Source organism: Nocardia otitidiscaviarum NBRC 14405, assembly GCF_000308635.1.
Lineage (GTDB): Bacteria > Actinomycetota > Actinomycetes > Mycobacteriales > Mycobacteriaceae > Nocardia > Nocardia otitidiscaviarum.
Genome location: NZ_BAGD01000279.1, coordinates 24,687 through 42,850 on the forward strand (window position 1 = coordinate 24,687; position 18,164 = coordinate 42,850).

Annotated in this window: 16 protein-coding genes; 6 read left to right on the forward strand and 10 right to left on the reverse strand. The window is 66.9% G+C overall.

Annotated elements, in window-relative coordinates; genetic code table 11:
• Positions 1-68 precede the first annotated feature (68 nt).
• From ON31_RS32375 to ON31_RS32390, 4 genes are all read right to left on the reverse strand, one after another.
• Positions 69-1,649, reverse strand: coding sequence for a peptidoglycan DD-metalloendopeptidase family protein (locus tag ON31_RS32375; RefSeq protein ID WP_081592913.1), 1,581 nt, complete (start codon positions 1,647-1,649; stop codon positions 69-71).
• A gap of 251 nt (positions 1,650-1,900) precedes the next feature.
• Positions 1,901-3,868, reverse strand: coding sequence for a cutinase family protein (locus ON31_RS32380; protein ID WP_051038201.1), 1,968 nt, complete (start codon positions 3,866-3,868; stop codon positions 1,901-1,903).
• Between the two features lie 14 nt (positions 3,869-3,882).
• Positions 3,883-4,596, reverse strand: a complete 714-nt coding sequence (locus ON31_RS35085; protein WP_051038203.1) for a DUF8176 domain-containing protein — start codon at positions 4,594-4,596, stop codon at positions 3,883-3,885.
• Positions 4,593-5,708: a hypothetical protein gene (locus ON31_RS32390; protein ID WP_218007422.1), complete on the reverse strand. Its 1,116-nt coding sequence runs from the start codon at positions 5,706-5,708 to the stop codon at positions 4,593-4,595. Before ON31_RS32390 ends, ON31_RS35085 begins: the two co-directional genes overlap by 4 nt.
• Before the next feature lie 390 nt (positions 5,709-6,098).
• On the opposite strand from ON31_RS32390, the gene ON31_RS32395 reads away from it, so the two are divergent.
• The 3 genes from ON31_RS32395 (at position 6,099) to ON31_RS32405 (ending at position 7,912) form a co-directional block, all read left to right on the forward strand.
• Positions 6,099-6,536, forward strand: a complete 438-nt coding sequence (locus ON31_RS32395; protein ID WP_157533830.1) for a helix-turn-helix domain-containing protein — start codon at positions 6,099-6,101, stop codon at positions 6,534-6,536.
• Between the two features lie 339 nt (positions 6,537-6,875).
• Complete coding sequence (locus tag ON31_RS35090) at positions 6,876-7,511, forward strand: hypothetical protein (protein ID WP_051038205.1); 636 nt, start codon at positions 6,876-6,878, stop codon at positions 7,509-7,511.
• The gene (locus ON31_RS32405; protein ID WP_039819017.1) at positions 7,508-7,912 is read left to right on the forward strand and encodes a hypothetical protein; all 405 of its coding nucleotides are present in this window, start codon (positions 7,508-7,510) and stop codon (positions 7,910-7,912) included. The genes ON31_RS35090 and ON31_RS32405 overlap by 4 nt, the downstream gene beginning before the upstream one ends.
• Positions 7,913-7,935: 23 nt before the next feature.
• Here the strand turns inward: ON31_RS32405 and ON31_RS32410 are convergent, their stop codons facing one another.
• The 6 genes from ON31_RS32410 to ON31_RS37145 all read right to left on the reverse strand — a co-directional run bounded on the left by ON31_RS32410 (position 7,936) and on the right by ON31_RS37145 (position 13,878).
• On the reverse strand, positions 7,936-8,256 hold the full coding sequence (locus ON31_RS32410) for a hypothetical protein (RefSeq protein WP_039819018.1): 321 nt from the start codon (positions 8,254-8,256) through the stop codon (positions 7,936-7,938).
• The gene (locus ON31_RS32415) at positions 8,253-9,776 is read right to left on the reverse strand and encodes a flavin-containing monooxygenase (protein ID WP_051038206.1); all 1,524 of its coding nucleotides are present in this window, start codon (positions 9,774-9,776) and stop codon (positions 8,253-8,255) included. The genes ON31_RS32410 and ON31_RS32415 overlap by 4 nt, the downstream gene beginning before the upstream one ends.
• A gap of 185 nt (positions 9,777-9,961) precedes the next feature.
• Complete coding sequence (locus ON31_RS32420) at positions 9,962-11,377, reverse strand: cytochrome P450 (RefSeq protein WP_039819019.1); 1,416 nt, start codon at positions 11,375-11,377, stop codon at positions 9,962-9,964.
• Positions 11,374-12,537, reverse strand: a complete 1,164-nt coding sequence (locus ON31_RS32425; protein ID WP_039819020.1) for an MAB_1171c family putative transporter — start codon at positions 12,535-12,537, stop codon at positions 11,374-11,376. The genes ON31_RS32420 and ON31_RS32425 overlap by 4 nt, the downstream gene beginning before the upstream one ends.
• Entirely contained in the window at positions 12,534-13,037 is a 504-nt protein-coding gene (locus ON31_RS38330; RefSeq protein WP_255222352.1) for a hypothetical protein, read from the reverse strand. Before ON31_RS38330 ends, ON31_RS32425 begins: the two co-directional genes overlap by 4 nt.
• Before the next feature lie 181 nt (positions 13,038-13,218).
• Positions 13,219-13,878, reverse strand: coding sequence for a hypothetical protein (locus ON31_RS37145; RefSeq protein ID WP_147287258.1), 660 nt, complete (start codon positions 13,876-13,878; stop codon positions 13,219-13,221).
• A gap of 553 nt (positions 13,879-14,431) precedes the next feature.
• Here ON31_RS37145 and ON31_RS32440 point away from each other — a divergent pair.
• The 3 genes from ON31_RS32440 (at position 14,432) to ON31_RS32450 (ending at position 17,977) form a co-directional block, all read left to right on the forward strand.
• A complete protein-coding gene (locus ON31_RS32440) occupies positions 14,432-15,637 on the forward strand; it encodes a cytochrome P450 family protein (RefSeq protein ID WP_085996527.1) in 1,206 nt (401 codons plus the stop codon).
• Positions 15,638-15,656: 19 nt separating this feature from the next.
• Positions 15,657-16,883: a cytochrome P450 family protein gene (locus ON31_RS32445; RefSeq protein ID WP_039819022.1), complete on the forward strand. Its 1,227-nt coding sequence runs from the start codon at positions 15,657-15,659 to the stop codon at positions 16,881-16,883.
• Positions 16,884-17,005: 122 nt separating this feature from the next.
• Entirely contained in the window at positions 17,006-17,977 is a 972-nt protein-coding gene (locus ON31_RS32450; RefSeq protein WP_039819023.1) for a helix-turn-helix domain-containing protein, read from the forward strand.
• Positions 17,978-18,164: the final 187 nt, after the last annotated feature.

Consider the following 18,164-nt stretch of genomic DNA (forward strand, 5'->3'; position numbering starts at 1 on the left):
CAGCGCGATCGCGGCGCTCACCGCGATCACCGTGACCACCGCTCTGTTCGTCGTCGGGAGGCAGGTGCTCATACGAACCTCCGAGCCTGGATATCGCCCGAGGGCAGGGGCGAGAACTTGACGACGTCCCCGTGCTGTGGGGCCTCGATGACCTGACCGTTGCCCGCGTAGATGGCTACGTGCTGTGGATCCGATCCCGCCGGGAAGACGAGGTCGCCGGGCATGAGCTGGTCGGCAGGGACGGCCCGACCGCGTGGGTCGTTGAGCTGGAGAGTGGTGTAGTGCTCCAGCACGATTCGCCCGCCGCTGGCCGCGCTGACCGCATAGATCGTCAGGCCCGAGCAGTCGAACCCGAGAGTGCCGTCGCTGCCGTGGGTGGGGCCGTCGGGATTGCCCCCGCCCCAGGCATAGGGAGTGCCCAGCCAGCGCCGCGCCGCGCCCACCACCCGGGTTCCGAAGTCGCCGTAGAGCGGAGTGGCGGTAGCGGCGGGCAGTGTCCAGCGGCGGGCGGTGTCGGGGATCTCTTTGACGTAGTTCTGTGTCTCGGTGTACGGGCAGACCTGCCCGAACTTCTTCGTACCGGGTCCGCCGCAGTTGTAGAACGACAGCATCAGCTCGATCGGATCGCCGGTGAGCGCGCCGGAGGCGAGTAGCTCTTTGACTTCGTCCAGGGCGCGGCAGTTGTAGGCCGCCTGCGACATCACCGCATCAGCGATGGAGTTGGGGTCTCTGGTGCCGTCGCCGTCGCCGTCGACAGCCACGGCTTCCCACGTGCCCGGCATGAACTGGGCGTAGCCGAGCGCACCGGCTGGAGACACGAGTCCCTTCCGGAATCCCGATTCGTTGCGCAGCTGAGCCGCGATCAGCGGCGCGGGAGTGGCCGGACAGGCTTGCTCCCCCTGGAGAATCCAGGGCACGAACGGTTCGGAGGCCGGGTATTCGGCGACCATCTTGGCGACGTCGAGACCGCCCGCGCCGACCGTGGGGCCACAGCCGACCCCGCCGTTCGGGCTGACGGCGGCCGCGAGCCGGACATCGCGGGTGACCGTCGTCCCGTCAGCGCGGATATCCGGGCCGGTGGGCTCGGGGGCGGTCTTGGCCTTGGCGAGCCAGGCCATCGGGTCGATCTGGCGGCCGCCGTCCAGACGGCCGCCGGGCACCACCTCGAAGTGCAGGTGCGGGCCGGTGGATTCGCCACCGTTGCCGACGTCGGCGATATGGTCGCCCGCGCGGACCCGCTGACCTGTGCGGACGAGGACGCCGTCGGGGTACATGTGGCCGTACACGGTCGAGACCTTCTCGCCGTCCACGATCGAATCCAGCACGATCCATTGGCCGAAGCCCGATGCCGGGCCCGCGTCGCGGACGACGCCGTCGGCGACGGCGTAGATCGGTGTTCCTTCGGCGGCGGCCAGGTCGACGCCGAGATGTCCTCCACCCCGGGAGCCGAACACGTCGCTGACCTGGTAGGTGCCTTCACGCATGGGGAAGATGACCGAGCCCGACGGCGCGACGATGCCATCGTTGGGCACCGGTAGGCAGTTCCGGGTGTGTGGCGGCTCGTACCCGCCGCCGGAGAACATCAGGGCGGCACCAGCCAGCACGCTGCCGCAGAGTGCGGCCGCTACAGCTTTCGAGCTAGTGCTCATCGAGAACACCGTCTTCCGTGTCAGACTTTCGTCGTCCCCGCCCAGGGCACGAAAATGTGGACTGTGGTCGGCGAAATCAGTACGCCCGCAACGGGTCACCGTGGCAGGGCGCGGCACCTCCTTCGCTGGTGGGAGAAGCGGCAGGCCGGGCAGGTGATCACGACGCGCAGCACAGTGCCCGCCCAGGCCGTCCGAGTCGTCGTGATCACCTCGCCTGTCCCTTCTCGTTGTGGTCGGTCGGATACCGGTGTCTAAGAGCCGATTTGGCGCAGGATGAACTGGAGCAGCTGTTGCACCCCATCGCCGTAGTTGACGTGGGCTCCGGAGGCGTAGAAGGTCGCGACCTCGATACCCTGCGCGGCGACGTCGACCAGATCGCTGATTCCCTTGTCACCGGCGGTCTCGAACAGCGCACTCGCCATCCCGCCCAGGTCACCGGCGCTGACCGCCTTGGAGAAGGCCACGCTCTGCGCGCCGACAGCGGTCTGTCCGCCCAGCCGCTCGACGTCCTGTTTCGGTGCGCCGGTGAACATGCCCGCCACCGCCGCCGCCAGGTCGATGCCCACCGGTGCCAGCCCGGTCATCTCGGCCCCGGCTCCGAGCAGGTCGCCGCGGGCCAGCTTCTCCACTGCCCGCCAGAGCACCTCTTGGGCTTGGCCGATGTCGTTGGCTATCCGGACGATGTCCAGATTCGCCAGCACGCCGACGATCAGGCCCGCGATGGCAGTCCAGCCCGAGGGGTCGAACATCGAGGCGGCGGAGATGATGCTGGCGATGAATCCGAGATCCACCCCGGCGGCCATCTTGATGATCGGCGAGAACAGGTTGTTGATGTCTCCGGCGAGCCGGTGCGCTTCCTGGATGTTGCCGGTGGCGATGGCTCCGGGCAGTTTGACGAAGGTGTCGAGGATCCTCGGCATGTTCGCCGCCGTGGCCGCCACGCCGGTGCCCGCGTTGGTGATCTGTTTGATGATCGTGTTGGGCTTGAGCAGCTTGAGGATGCCCAGACCCGAGGTCAGCGTCGAAGTGTCCAGCGATTGCAGCGCGTTGGTCGTGTTGGCGAGCTGCTCCACCCGAGGAGTCAACGCATCCGACGGGTTGACCGTCGCGGTGCCGGGCTGCCCGGCACCGGCTCCGGAAAGAATCTGCGAGGCGGTATTGGCCAGCGACACCGCTTGCGTGATCGCGCCGACGAGGTCGACCTGCGAGGCCGTGTCGAGCACCTTCGCGGCGTCGGCTTCCGGCGAGCCGGTCGGAGCCTGCTTGAGCTGATCCACCGCGTAGGGGTTCTGCTGGGCGAACTCGACCACATCTTGCAGCGGCTCGAGCGTGCCGACCAAGGCGTTGGCCCCCGCACCGACACCGGCCACCCCGGTGGTCGTCTGAATCGAACTCAGGTCGGTCTCCGACGGCAGCGACCCGGCGCGATCGGCGAGTGTGCCGACCGCCGAATTGAGTCCGGCGAGATCCGCTTTGGAGAAGTCACTGATCAGGCTGCTGGTCAGCTGTCCTTCAGCGCTGGTGGGGTCGGCGTTGCCCCCGAGAATTTGCCCGATGGCGCTGACGAAGGGGCTCGACTCGTCGACGCTGCAATACAGATCACCGCTCCCGCAGATCGAGCGCACCTTCGGAGTGAGGGCACCGAAGCCCTTCTCCCGGACTCCGGCGATACCGTGCCCGTTCTGGGACGGCCCCAGACTCTCGGCGGTGCGCGGGTCTCGCCGCGGATCGGACAGTAGTCCGACCGCCACGACTTGGGCGGCCGGGATCGGCCCGGTCCCGTTGCCGATTTCGGCCGCCACATCGCCCATGACGTCCGCGCCCTGGCTGTAGCCGCCGAGCACGACCTTGGTCTGCGCACACAGCCCGGTCAACATGTCGTTGACCTTGGCCACGCCCGCACTCTTGGACTGGTTGTAGGCCAAACCCTGATCGAATGCCGACGCGGGGTAGGGCGCGTACATGACGGTGACGTTGTTGCCGAGCCGCTGCTTGAGCCCATCGCCGATCGGCTTGAGCATCCCGACGGCCTGATACGGATCGGCACCGGCGTTGGTCTCCCAGGTCCCCGGGACCATGATCGCGGTGTACTGCGTGCACTGCCCCGGGGAATACACCGTCGGCACCGCGACGCCCTCACCTGCGCCGGTGCTGGCCGCTCCGACGCCGATCGCGGCGACCGCGGTGGCCGCTGCCAGGGGTTTCCACCACTTCCTCATTGCTCTTACTCCCCTCACGCGGGCGTGATCGCGGTGATGAACACGCGACCGTCGCGGGTGGTCGTCGAAACTCGCTGGGTGTACAGCGGTTGGGTGCCGTCGGGCCGCACTTCGGTGATGCCGACCAGGAACCGCTCGGGCTCTTCGGTGCGCACGGTGATGCAGTGCGCTGTCCCGGATGGAATGGTGTCGATGCCGGACTGAATGCGGTCGGCGGACGGCACGCTCGAGTCGTCGGTGACCAGCTCGCGCGCCCGGACCGCGTCGCGGTCGACGTAGTAGTGGTACTCGAAGGCCAGGATCACGTTCGGGCCGGTATCGGTCCCACCCGGCCCTTTGCCACGCACCAGGCCCGGCTCGGAGGCGGGGCCGCAGATCGCGGGATCGTCGGAGGAGGCCGTGACCGGCGCGACCGGAGGTGCCGAAGCGGAAGACGCGGGCGGCTGCGTCTCCGCCACGGTTGCAGGGACACCGTCGCGGTCGTCACCGATCACGGCCCAAGCGCCGACCGCCAGCGCAGCGACAGCGCACGCTACGACGACCAGACCGCTGCGTCGGCCGCGCGAGCGGGGTCCCGCCGTTGTGGGCGCGGTCCACTGCTTGCGCGGTTTCGGCGCGGTCACCAGTAGCGATTCGTTCTCCGGCCGCCCCGTTGCGGCCGAAGCATCGAACCAGTCCAGGAGTCCGGCCGGGCGCGGCCCGGTCTGCTGACGGTCGGCGCGGCTCATGGCAGTACCGCCGCCTGCACTGCGCCGAGTACGGAATTGATCGGGTCGGCAATACCCGCTCCGACCTGGTTCGGGTCGAGCATCGGCATCTCGGCCACCGCGTCCCGCAGTGTGTTCACCGCCTGCTCACCGGCCGGGCTCGATGCCGAGACATCCTCGAGGACGGTCTGCACCTGCGGAGTGGAGTCGGCGACCACCGTCGTCGCCTGGTCGGCGACCTCGGTGACAATCTCCACCGGATCCGGTATCGGCATCGGTGCGGGAACAGGCGCAGGTGCGGGTGCTGGCACCGGCTCGGTCTGCTGACCCCCCTCGGGGTCGGCGGCGCGCTCGTCGAGCTTGCCGCCCATCGCGGCTCCCAGCGCGGCACCGGCGGCCCCGCCGACCGCCGCGCCCAACACCGCCGCGGGCACCCCGACCACGACCGAACCAGCCACACAGCCGACACCGGCGCCGATCACCGCGCCCAGCGGGATAGCCACACCCACCGTGGCGGGGGCCGCGAGAGTGCCGATACCCGCCCCGATCAGGCCACCCGCGACCGCGCCGACACCACAGCCGACCAGCATCGGCACCGGGTAGGCCACCGCCGCACCCACGGCCGCGCCGCCCACGCCACCGGCCAACGTGGCCGCCGCACGGTGGTCGGATGCCTCACGCGAGTACCCGACAGCGTCGAATGCGCCCGCGACCTGCCATTCGGTCCAGTCCGACGCCGCCTGTGCGTCGTGCACGACCGGGGTCGGAACCCATTCCGGGGCCTCGAAGATCTCGGTACCCACGCGGATGAGCCGAGGATTGATGATCGGCGGCAGCGGAGTCTCGACAACGGTCTCCTCGTCGCTCTTCTGCTCCTGCGGCTGCGAGGGCTGAACTTGTGGGCGCGGCTGCGGGATATACGGCTGAGTCTGCTGCTGTGGTCGCGGACGGTTGACGATCGGCGGCAACGGCATCTCGTCGACCTCCACCGGCGCGGGCAAAGCCTGCGGCGTCGGAGCCGACGGGGTCACGCCGGGCTGCTCACGCGGTGCCGTCAGCCCCGGCTGCTCGGGATCGGTCACTCCGGGTTGATGTGTCGGCGCGCCGTAGGCCACGCCAGCGGTAAACACCACCGCCGTCAGCGGCAGAGTCGCCACCGCGATACGCGCACGCCGCCGGGCCGCCCGATTGGGCGCAACCGCAGTGCCCTGAGGGTCTGGTCGGTCGTTCACCTTTACTGTGGACATGCAGAGCTCTCCTAGTTTCTGCGCCAGCTCCGTGCCCGGTTGCCGCCGGTCATGGAGTGATTTCCGGGCTTCCCCCCGGTTGCCGCCGGGGGGAAGCCCTCTCTGTGATCACGTCGTATCGGCGCAATCACCACCTACGAGATCGCCGCCTGTCAGGCCGCCCTGGCGGCGATCTTGATCCGTCACCTCCTCAGTCTCGCTTTTTACAACCGGATTTGGCAACCGGCTGTGACAATCGGATATAGACGAGGCAGGGTGGTGCCGGTGAGTCGTACCGTGATCAGCGGCTTCGATCCAGCAGCCCTGGCGGCCGCCATGGACCGCGCCGGATTCGACGTGAGCGCCCTGGTGCGAAGGTCCCGGGTGGGGAAATCGACCATTCAGCACTGGCTCGGCGGTACGCGACGCCCTCAAATTCATCAGTTGGCGAAGGTCGCCGAGGCGCTTGAGGTCAAGCTCAGTGACCTCATCGTCGTCGCACCCGAAGCGCGGATGTTGAGCTACTACCGCAACATCCGCGGCTGCACGCAGGTCGACATCGCCACCGCCGCGGGATTGCCGACAAGTACCGTGTCGACCATCGAACGCGGCGAGCTGCTCTCCCTCACCGATGCGGTCGTCACCAAGCTCGCGGCCGCACTGGAGATCAGCGAGGCCGAGTTCCGCGACGCGTACCGTCGGACACAGGACCGCCCGCCCGGCACCCCCGCCTGAAGTCCTTGCCACGAGGCGGCAAACCAGACGGGCCGATGGCCAAACTCTGCCCGCACGGGAGGCGACCACCGAGCGCGTCGCCCCGGTGCCCCCGCAAACCGTGAGTAATGCCATACGTAAATGATACGAAAACTGACACGCAAAGCAACTGGTTTGTCGGCTGAGGTTTTCGCAACCATGGAAGTGCCAGTAGGAGACCATAAGAGGCCCGTTTGCCAGCAGGTACAGGTTTCTATTGAGAGAATCAGACATGATTGACGAGGCCCTGTCAGTGAGAAACGCTTGCGCGTACACTTTCGTATATGTGCGCATACGTCCTCGCGGCAGGAGCGTGATCTGATGGATGAAGCCACGGCGGCCCGGCTCGCCCGGCTCGTGCTCAAACGGCGACAAGACCTCGGAGTCAGCCGTCGGCAGGTCAGCCTCACCGGCGGACCCACCGAGCCGACCATGCTGAAGATCGAACGAGGCCAAGCCCGCCGCATGGAGCCGGACACCATGCGCAAGCTCGATTTCGCGCTGCGGTGGGAACCCGGCACGGCCGCGGCGATCGTCGCCGGCGACGATCCCGCACCGCTCCAGCGCGGGCGCGGTCGCCACGTCGCCGTCGGCCCCCCGTTGATCGAGGTGTCGGCCGAGACGATCGGACAGCTGGTCAGAGCTGCGCAGGAACTCACCGAGCTGGCCCCGGGAGAGTCGCGGAGGATGCAAGACGCAACCGAGCGGCTCAACACAGCGATTCAGCCGCTGTACGCGCAGTACGTCACCAAGCTTCTCGAGGCCAACCGCCGCCAGGGCGGCGCGCTCGCGCCGCTGGTGGCTCTGCTCGGCCCGTTTCTCGACCGGCCTGTCGGTCCGGCCGATCATGATTGGGAGGATGCCGCATATCGGCGATGGCTCGCCGGTATGCAGGTCGAAGGGATCGACGATGCTATGCGCAGGCGGTTCGAGGCGCGATTGGAGGAGGACACATGACCACGGCGGCGCTGTCGGTGGCTGAGCGCGTGAACATGCTGTTCTACGCCCTGCACAGCAGCACCGATCCCGAGCCCACGGCCGACGATGTCGCCGAGGCTCTGCGCGGCCGTGGCATCGAGGTCGATGCCGACTACCTGACCGGCATCCGCACCGGCCGTATCGCCGACCCGCCGCCGACTGTCCTTGCGGGGCTCGCCGAGCACTTCCGGCAAGAGCCCTGGTATCTCACCGATGACGGTGGCAGCGACCGTGTGCGCACTCTGCACATCCAGCTCGACACCCTCGCGGCACTGCGTGACGCCGGGGTAGGCGGCGTCCGGCTTCGGGGCGCGCCGACCTCGCGCGACCGCCAAGCCCTCATCGACAGTCTGAGAGACCGGCAGCGCCGGACGTCCTGACTGCTTCACCCCCCGCACCCCCTTCACTCCTGGATGGTCGCGTCGCTCGCCGAGTGGCGGCGCAGCAGCTCGCACGGGCATATCGTCTGAACGTCGACCACAGCGCGGAAGCGGTCGGCCCATCCGCCGACCAAGTGCTCGGTGGTCGGCACGATCAGGGTCGAGATCCCCGAGGCTTCCAGGGTCTCGAGCAGGAGCGCGAAGTCGTGATCACCCACCACGGCACAGATCCCCCGCAGATCGACGCCACCCTGCCGGGCGAAGGCACGCAGCGCCTCGACATGGTGTGGGCCCGCCGACCCCGCCAGATCGGTGCGCACGATCCCATAAGCGCGCGTGGTCATATCCGGATCCGTGGGCCGGGCGCGGTGGCTGCCGCCGAGCTGGTGAAGCTCTGGTGCGGAGGGTGCTCGGCGAGGTGGCGTCCGAAGGCGCCGACGGTATCGGGCCAGGGATTGGTGACCACGCCCGCCCGCTTGAACCAGGAGGGAGTGCCGTCCTGCCACACCGTGCGTGCGAGAGCGGAGTCCAGCCAGGCTTGATAGCTCGCCATCGCCACGTCGCTGATCTCGATCGGGTTACCCAGGTCGGCGGCCAGGCGCAGAGCCTCCACGATGTAGCGCGCCTGAAGATCCTTCATCGAGGGATTCGAGTTCGCGGGAGTGAAGGAATGCGGACCCGCGATCATGTACATGTTCGGGAATCCGGGCACGGCCAGCCCGTACCACGCTTCGGGACGGCCCCCCTGTTCGCTCCACATCTGGTGAAGATCGAGTCCACCGCGGCCTCGTACGGTGATGCCGCCGAAAAACTCGGGGGCTTGAAACCCGGTGGCCCACACGATCGTGGCGGCGGGCCGTTCGATACCGTCCCCGGCGAGGATCCCCGTCGGGGTCAGGCGCGTGATGCCGGTGTTGACCAGCGTGACCTGCGGCCGTCCCAGCGCCCGATAGAAGGCACCGTCGTCCAATAGGATGCGCTTCTCGCCGATCGCGTACGGCGGCAGCAACTTTCGCCGCAGCGACCGATCGCGGACGTGGCGGTACAGGTGTGCTCGGGCCAGCCATTCGGCCGGACGCGCGGGCCAGCCGCCCCGCATGATCGGCGCGAGAAGCTGGTCACCGGCGAGGCTCAGAGCAGCCCGGTTGAGGTGATGCGCGCCGGGCACCCGCGCGAGGATCTCACGCGCGACGGCCCCGAACTCGGCATCGGGTTTGGGCAGAATCCACGCCGCGCTGCGCTGGTACACCTGCAACATGTCCGCCGTCCTCGCCAGGTGCGGCACCATCTGCACCGCCGAGGATCCGGTACCGACCACAGCCACGTCGCCGCGCAGTCGCGGCGTGGCCGCCCATGCGCCACGGTCGGCCGAGTGGAAGGCGCGGCCGCGGTAGTCGTCGAGGCCGGGAATATCGTCCGGGATGTACGGGCGGTGCAGCTGACCGATGCCCCAGACCACCGCCGTCGTCCGGATCTCCCCCGAGGCGGTGGTCAGCGTCCACTCCCCCGCGCTGTCGTCGTAGATCGCGCTGCGTACCGCGGAGTTGACGCGCAGGTGGCGGCGCAGGTCGTACTGGTCGACGACTTGGTGCAGGTAGTGCAGGATTTCCGACTGCTGCGGGTAGCGGACCGTGGCATCGCGATAGGGAGCGAATTCGAAGGAGTACAGGTGCGAGGGCACGTCACAGGTGCATCCGGGGTAGCGGTTGTCCCGCCACACCCCACCAGGGACGTCGGCCTCTTCGAGGATCGCGAACTTCTCGATCCCGGCCTCCCGCAATCGGTAGGCCATGGTCAGTCCCGCAAAACCCGCGCCGACCACCACGACATCGAACAGGGCATTGGGTGAAAGGGTTGCCGACATCGGTTCTGCCTCCTCTGGGATGCGAGGACTCCCGCGTATCCGGGTACGTAGGGTCGAATGCGGATGGATGACACTGTGCCCGCCTGAAACACGGCGAACTTTCAAAAATTGTGAAAGTCCAAGTAAGACCGGGAATTCAGGCGGTTGAGGCTTCCCGGCCTCGAGTGAAAGTAATATGGTCTTAGCTAGCCGTCACGGCGAGATAGTTTCAAGCGCAACCCCTCCGGTTTGAGCGTGATTGTTTCCTTCACCCGAAGCCGGTAGTTCGGATCAGGAGTCAGGTCGAAATGTCGCAGTACGGTCGCCAGCACGAGTTGCATTTCGTGGTAGGCGAACTGACGACCGATGCAGGCCCGCGCTCCCACCCCGAACGGCCGATACAGTTCGGGGTGGCGGCTGCGGTTCCGCTCGGGAGTGAAACGATCGGGATCGAAGTCCTCGGGATCGCCGCCCCACAGTTCGTGTCGATGCAGCTGCAATAGCACAATGAATACCCACTCGCCACGTTCGAATGGATGCTTGCCGCCGAGCATGGTGTCTTGCTTCGCTTTGCGGAAATAGCCCGGAGCGGTCGGCCACAGCCGTAACGTCTCATCGATTATGCGCCGCAGATACCGGAGTTTCGCGACCTGATCGAACGTGATCTCGTCGGCGGTCCAGACTTCCGCGATTTCCTTCCGCGCCCGATCGGCGATCTCGGGGTGCAGCGACAAATAGTGCAGCGCGAACGCGAGCACTCCCGCCGTGGTCTCGTGGCCGGCGGTGAGGAAGGTCAGGATCTGATGGCGCACATTCGTCGGGTCCAGCAGCTCACCCGTCTCGGGATCCGGCACGGTCAGCATCCGGTCGAGCAGGTCATCGTGCTCGCCGGTGCCCTCGCGCATCCGCCGGGCGATCACGTCGTCAATGGTGCCGTTGACGAACTCGACGTCACGGCGATGCTGGGCGCGCTCGTCGCGGCGGACCGTCCTCTCGATGAGCGGGTGCGAATAGGCCGCCCGGTTGAGGTAGGACAGCGACCGCAGCATCGCCGCCACGACCGGATGCTCATCGGTACGACGGAACGACTGGAACTCGTAGCCGAACGCGGCCCGGCCGATCACCTCGAGCGCCGCCTTGTTGGTATCGGCGGGAATGTCGAGCCACACCCCCGGCCGCGCCGACCAGTAATCGACCAGCTCGGCGGCAACGGCCTGCATCGTGGCGTGATAGCCGCGCATCGCCCCCGCCGTGAACGACGGGGCGAGGATGGCACGTGCCTTGGCCCAGTTCGGTTCGCTGTTGTGCGCGGTAAACAACCCATCCCCGGCGACCTTGCGCAGGTCACGCAAGGGGATGCCGAGGAACTTCGCCCACAACGAATCATCGTTGATCTCCCGCAGCAAGTCGGGGTCCGACACATACGTCACGCGGGCACCGAGGATATTGCGCTCGTAGATGCCGCCGTAGCGCTGGGCCCCGCGCATCCCCCATTGGCTCGAGTCGGTGACGTGCAGATCCCAGACGTCGCCGAGCACCGGCAGCCGGTAGGGCGGGTGAGGAAGTTTCCGGTCACCGGCCCGAATCCGACCAGAGGCGGTTGGTGAGTTGGTGGTGGTCATCTCGCTCCGTCCAGTTGGGGGCATTCGACCATGGACTGTGCCAGCGTCCAGTGCCGCGCGATACGCCGTAGTGTCCGTGTCTCGTCGATGATGTCGCCGCCCGGAGACGACGCGTCCAACCGACGATGTGGACCCGGCACCGCGCCGCGGGCCTTGCGCCGCAACGCTCGCGCGATCTGCACCGCTTCGGCCGCCTCGGGGGCGACGTCGGTCGGCAACGGATCGGCGTAACGTCCCAGAACCAGCAGACAATCACGGATTTCGACCGTCATCCGATGCATCTGCCGCCGCGGACTCATGCCCGGATCAGCGGGCGCGGGCCGGGGGATCTCGACGCAGGTCGCCACCAGATCACTCCACATCGGCATCATCTGCCGCACCGTGCGCGAGGCCGAGTCGATGCCCAACCGCCGCAGAATCTCGGTACCCACCCGCACGCTGGCCACCAGAGAGCCCAATCCGACCATGTAGACGAAGTTGTTCTCGTTCGCGGCGAAGCGGAACTCGACGAACGCCGCGCCGGTGCCCGTCGCCGCGCACACGGCGCTGAGGAAGATCGACACAGCCTCTTCCAACGCCCAGCCACCGACGATCAGGATCAGGACGTAGGTCACCGTGTGCGCGGGGCGCAGCTGACCCGCCCGCAACTCGCGGACGCTGGCGGCGATCACCAGCAGCCCGGTGGCGGCGCACCAGATCGAGAAGATCGCGAAGTAGGCGACGGTCTGCCAGCCCTGCGTGCGGTCGATGTACTGCCCCAGGGCCCGCGCGTGCGACCCCAGCATCAGCATCAGCACCATCGAGACCACGACCGAGGCCCAAACCGTCCGGCTCATCCTCCGGTAGGACTGCGACGCCTGCTCTGACCAGCGCTCCGACCACGATTGCGTGAGCACGATCAGCGGTGCGAGGCCCGCCACGATGAACGTCGTCCCCAGCTGGCGGGTGAACCCGACGCTGAGCACGCCGAGGTCGGCCAGTGTGATCTGGACCGTTCCCTCGCGCAGGAGCGCGGCGACCACCGCGCAGAGCAGCGCGTAGGTCACCTGGCGTTCGCTCGGCCGTGCTCGACCGTGCAGCCACAGCAGCCGCAGCGCAGCCGTTATCGCGCTGACTCCGATGATCAGCCACGCGATGAGCGGCGGTGCCGACGACGTCACGGTTCCCCACCCCAGAACGACGTCATCGGCCGCGAAGACCGCCAGCGTGAGACACCCACCAGCAGCAGATCGGCGAACAGCTCCGCTTCAGCCTCCTGGTGGTCGGCGAACTGGCTGCGGCCCAGCACCCGCCGGATCAACGCCGGATCCACATCCGGCAACAACTGCTGAACACCGAGCAGCCCCGCGCCGTCGGCGTCATGATCGAGCAGCATATGGCCGGTCTCGTGGGCGATGATCTGGTCGATGTGGTAGTCGCTGGTCGCAGAGTCGTAGGCGATCACGTCGACATCCGTGCAGTCCAGCCACAACCCGCACGGGGTACCCCGGCCCGGGTCCAACGTTCCCGGCAACAACGCCGACTCCACCGGCATGAGCTCGATCGGCTTGCCGCGCCACTCCCCCAGCGCGCGCAAGAACGCATCCCGATTCCACGGGGAGGGCACCAGCGCCATCACCGCTTCACGCGCCGCCACCACCCGCCGCGTCGAATCATCCACCAGCACCACCCCCTGACCACGGCCTCTGACTATGCAGCTGGACTCTCGTCACTCGTGACACTCGCCTGGAAACAGCGGCAGACCCACCATCCGAGCACGGCCAGCAGCGGCCCGCCGTCACCAGGCCGGCCGCGCTGCCGCGAAAACCATCAATCATGGCTGGTGACCTCCTCTGGTCGAGTCAGCTCGGGGCCGCCGATCGGCAGCGTGTGGCTAATGGGGTCGGACGCTCTCTCACTCTGCGCCGACAATGGAATCCGCTGTCCAGCAACACGGTGTGCTGCCACTCCTGCTGTCTGGTGTCGATGGCAGGATCGCCGACCAGGCGAGGGGGTGTGTTCGCTGGTGGCGGTTGCCCGTGCACAACGTGGTCGACGAGATCGGCCCACCACATGGCGAGTTCTCCGACTCGCATCCACACCGTGTGCATCACATCCGGCGATGGCTTCGTGGGTGCCCGCAAGATCTGCACCGCATCGAGTTCGGCCATCGCCATCGCGTCGACCGTCTCGCCCAACGAAACCCCAGGGTGGGCGTGGCGCGCGTGGCGCAGGGTCCATACGTCGATCGCGCCTCGCAGCGCCAGGCGCATACCGGCCAGACCATCAACTGTCGGATACGCGCGGGCCACGGTGTGCAGGTCGGCCAGACCACGCGCGCAACTGGCCACCGGGTGCGCACTGGGGCTTATGCGCCGTCCCGGACACAGGGCAGCGAACAGCTCATGCCAATCGGGGAGCACCGGATTAGCGACAGGAGCGGTCGGCGTGCAGAGGGTTGTTACTTCACGGCACAGGTACTCAGCGGAGTCGAGTGCGAGGTCAGGGTCCAGGATCACCATGACAGCTTACCGAGCCCATCCTGTCGGGGCGCGGTGGCGCGGCGGGCTTGGTATCCAGCGCACATCGCTCAGTCCTTTGTCGTCGATGATGGCCGCAAGGGTGTCTGTGCAGGTCAGTGCCGTCATGACGGATCTTGCGGGTGCTTGTTCACGGGACACTAGGACGCTCATTCGCCGAATCTCGAACGTTTCCCTGCCGATTTATGGTGATTCCCTGCCGATTGGGAATGCGGCACCAGCAACCTCGGCCCTGCCAAACCACCACGGTTGACGCCATGTGATCGGCAGCAGGTACTCAACCCTCCCCCGCGAATTGCCTGGTCACTGCACCTACAGCGGGTAGAGACGCGGCCGCGGACTAGATCACGAGCTCACCAGCGCACGCGTATCGACGAGGCCGCCGCCGTAGCGGCCGTCGGCAGGGAATCACCATAAATCGGCAGGGAAACGCTCGTGCGCCAGCAGCGCCGATCTCTAACGTCGACAGATGCGGATCGGTCGCGCCGACCAGTGAGGAAACGCGTTGATTACTGATGGAGACGTTCGGTTCGATGTGGCACCCAGCTTCCACGGCCCGCGCGTTCTGCTCTGGTTAGAGGATTTCGCGGCCGATCCGCACCTTGTGTATGAGGACATGCGGGAGCGGTACGGTGCGCTGGCGCCCGTCGAGTTGGCACCTGGCGTCGCGGCCACCTTGGTGATCGGGTATCACACCGCGGTCCGCATCCTCAACGATCCGGATCATTTCCCCGCCGACCCTCGCCGATGGCAGCAGAGCGTCCCCGGTGATTGTCCCGTGCTGCCGATGATGGGATGGCGGCCCAACCCGATCCGCAGCGCTGGCGATGAGCATCGACGCTACCGCTCGGCGGCAACCGCCGCTCTCGATCGGATCGACCTTCACGCCCTGCGGGGGGTTGTCGAGAAGATCGCGGTCGAGCAGATCAATGGTTTCTGCGCCCACGGTTCTGCGGATGTGGTGCGGCAGTACGCGTTTCCCGTGGTCTTCGGGACGCTCAATGCCGTCCTCGGGTGCTCCCCGGAGATCAGCGAGCGGGCGGCGACGGGGCTTGCGGCGATGTTCGCCGCCGACGCCGACGCTACGGAAGGCAACCAGATCCTCGGTGCTGCGCTGCTGGATCTCATTGCGGCCAAACGTGCGACCCCCGGCGCCGATGTCACGAGCTGGCTCATCCAGCATCCAGTCGCGCTGGATGACAACGAAGTCCTGCACCAGCTGGTACTGCTGTACGCCGCCGGAATCAGTCCACCACAGCACCTCATCGCGACCACGCTGCTGCTGATGTTGACCGCCAATCGGTTCGGTGGCGAGCTGCTCAGCGGCACCCTATCCACTCGCGACGCGATCGACGAGGTGCTGTTCAACGACCCACCGATGGCCAACTACTGCATTACCTATCCGCGCCAACCGGTGCTCGTCGACGACGTCTGGCTGCCGGCGCATCAGCCCGTGGTGATCAGCATGGCGGCCTGCAACAACGATCCCGCGATCAGGTCCGGCGCTGAGCAGGTCACTGGTAATCGCGCGCACTTGGCGTTCAGCCTCGGTCCGCACGCCTGCCCGGCACGCTCGATGGGCTACATGATCGCCCAGGAGGCCATCGACCAGCTCCTAGACGCGCTGCCCGATCTCGCCCTCGCCGTTCCGCTGGAGGAGCTCACCTGGCAGCCGGGACCGTTCCACCGCGCGCTCGAGGCGCTCCCCGTCACCTTCCCGCCCAGCTCACCCATCCCGTAGTTCAGACAGGAGTCATTCGATGGACACCCACACCACCCCCCTCGTCCTCGATCCCGCGGGCACCGACATCCAGGGCGAAATCGCCCGCATCCGAGAGCGAGGGCCAGTGACCCTGGTCGAGCTGCCGGGCGGCGTGCGCGCATGGTCGATCACCGATGCCGACATTCTCCGGAACGTCCTGGCCAGCCCCGCAGTGTCCAAGAACCCTCGGGAGCACTGGCCAGCGTTCCGGAACGGCGACATCCCCGAGAACTGGCCGCTGGCGAACTGGGTCAACACCTACAGCATGTTCACCGCACACGGTTCCGATCACCGACGGCTGCGAAAGGTCGTGGCAGCCGCGTTCACGCATGGCCGCACCGCGCAGCTGCGGCCGCGCATCGAGCAGATCGTCAAGGAGCTGCTCGCGACCCTGGAGACCGCCCCAGCAGGTCGCGTTGTGGATCTGCGCGAAGAGTTCGCCTACCCGCTGCCTATCCGCGTGATCGGCGAATTGCTCGGCGTCCCTGACGATCTCAGTGCGCCTCTGCGCGCCTGTGTGGACAGCGTTTTCGACACCGGCGTGACCCAAGAGCAGGCCGTGGCCACCCACACGAGGATGATCGGCCTGCTGCAAGACCTGGTCGCGTATCGCCGCGAGCATCCCGGCGAGGATATGACCAGCATGCTCATCGGAGCGGTCGACGATCCGGACACCGATTTCACCGTGGACGAAGCAGTCGGAACGCTCTACCTGACGGTCAACGCCGGGCACGAGACGACGGTGAGCCTGCTCGACCACACGATCCACCTACTGCTGACCCATCCCGATCACCGCGCCGCCGCGATCGAGGGTCGACTCGACTGGGGGATCGTGATCGAGGAGGCGCTGCGGGTCGAGTCACCCGCCGCGCACGTCCCGCTGCGTTACGCGGTCACCGACCTTGAGCTCGGCGGCGTGACGATTGCCGCGGGCGACCCGATCCTCGTCTGCTACGCCGGGGCCAGCCGAGACCCCCAGGTCCACGGCGAGACCGCCGACGAGTTCGACCCGACCCGCGCGACCGCCGACAAGCACCTCGCCTTCGGCTACGGTGCCCACCATTGTCTGGGCGCACCCTTAGCGCGATTGGAGGCGCAAGTCGCCATTCCCGCGATCTTCGCGCGATTCCCGAACATGGCTCTCGCCGCTGGAGAGGATCCCGGCACGACGCCGGGCTTCATCTCCAACGGGCACCTCCACCTTCCGGTGGTACTCGGCCGGTAACCAGCAGTACGCGCAGTGCCGTGTGCGACCGACGGGGGTCGCACACGGCACACGCCTTTGCACCACCTTGTACTGTTGTGCCCAGCTTGCGGCTTGCTTCAGTGAGTGGACGGGGCGTTCCTATGAGCGATGTGGAATTTCGATCCGAAGAATTCACCTCCGATGACCAGGACCCTGCGGGGTCCTGGGACCAGTACCTCAAGGACAAACAGGGATCGGTCGGGTTGACGTTCCCTGGGGAGTTCCGGTCGAGGGCTTTCGCTCAATGGCTAGGTCCCATGCAGATGGTCAAATTCAGCACAGCCCCGCTCGACTATCGGCGTTCTGCCCGCAATATCCGCGCCGATGACGATGACCGCAGCTATCGGCTTCTCATCCCCTTGAGCGGGCACTTCACATTCGAGCAGGGAGACTCCCGGGAGTTCTTCTACCCCGGCAAAGTCGGCTTCTTCCGGTGGCACCGCCCCCTGTTCATGACTCAGGACGACGAGGTCACCGCACTGATCCTCACCGTCGGCAAAGACGCGGTCGATACACAATGCGCTGAGTCCGCACCACTTGCTCTGAACGAGAATCGCCCGCTGGTGCAAGCACTTCAGGGACAGGCCCGTCTGCTCGGCGAGGCCCAGGGCTGGACAGCAGCCGATTGGAGCGTCGCCTACAACAGCACGCTCGCGATCCTCAAGGGAGTCCTCAACCCAGACCCCGGTACCAAGCTGGGCACGCACGCGGACCTCGCCGAACGCGCCCGGCGGCTCATCGAATTGCACGCGAAAGACCCCGATGTGACCCCGGAGGCCATCGCCGCCATGATGGGCATCGGCGAGCGCACGCTGTTCACAAGTCTCAAGCTCGCCGGATACCCTCCCCCGACGACGATGCTGCGCGAGGTCCGCGTCGAGCGCGCACACCAGCGAGTGCGGACCGCGCTGCCATTCAACACGGACAGAGTCGCGTTCGAGGAGGGTTTTCCGAGCCCCCGCGCTTTCCGGGAAGCCTATCGAGAGCGCTTCGGAATGAGCCCGAAACAGATGCGCGAAAAACTGTTCGGTACCCCGGCTCGCAGCTCCGACAGTCCTGAGACGCAGGAGTGACGCAATAGCCACGCTGAGCCACACTCGAACTACTCTGGGATCCCTCAGCCATTGTTTCTCTCCAGCAAATCAGGGACAGCTCAATGACATTGCGGACCCGCGCCGTCTGCCCTCGCGGTGCCACCCTCATCATCAGCGAAGTTGGACCGGCCCATGGTCGGCCGGTGCTGCTCAGTCCCCCACTGGA

Coding starts and splice junctions, on each gene's coding strand:
- ON31_RS32375 (WP_081592913.1), bottom strand. CDS start 1,649: ATGAGCACTAGCTCGAAAGCTGTAGCGGCCGCACTCTGCGGCAGCGTG.
- ON31_RS32380 (WP_051038201.1), bottom strand. CDS start 3,868: ATGAGGAAGTGGTGGAAACCCCTGGCAGCGGCCACCGCGGTCGCCGCG.
- ON31_RS35085 (WP_051038203.1), bottom strand. CDS start 4,596: ATGAGCCGCGCCGACCGTCAGCAGACCGGGCCGCGCCCGGCCGGACTC.
- ON31_RS35090 (WP_051038205.1), top strand. CDS start 6,876: ATGGATGAAGCCACGGCGGCCCGGCTCGCCCGGCTCGTGCTCAAACGG.
- ON31_RS32405 (WP_039819017.1), top strand. CDS start 7,508: ATGACCACGGCGGCGCTGTCGGTGGCTGAGCGCGTGAACATGCTGTTC.
- ON31_RS32410 (WP_039819018.1), bottom strand. CDS start 8,256: ATGACCACGCGCGCTTATGGGATCGTGCGCACCGATCTGGCGGGGTCG.
- ON31_RS32415 (WP_051038206.1), bottom strand. CDS start 9,776: ATGTCGGCAACCCTTTCACCCAATGCCCTGTTCGATGTCGTGGTGGTC.
- ON31_RS32420 (WP_039819019.1), bottom strand. CDS start 11,377: ATGACCACCACCAACTCACCAACCGCCTCTGGTCGGATTCGGGCCGGT.
- ON31_RS37145 (WP_147287258.1), bottom strand. CDS start 13,878: ATGGTGATCCTGGACCCTGACCTCGCACTCGACTCCGCTGAGTACCTG.
- ON31_RS32445 (WP_039819022.1), top strand. CDS start 15,657: ATGGACACCCACACCACCCCCCTCGTCCTCGATCCCGCGGGCACCGAC.
- ON31_RS32450 (WP_039819023.1), top strand. CDS start 17,006: ATGAGCGATGTGGAATTTCGATCCGAAGAATTCACCTCCGATGACCAG.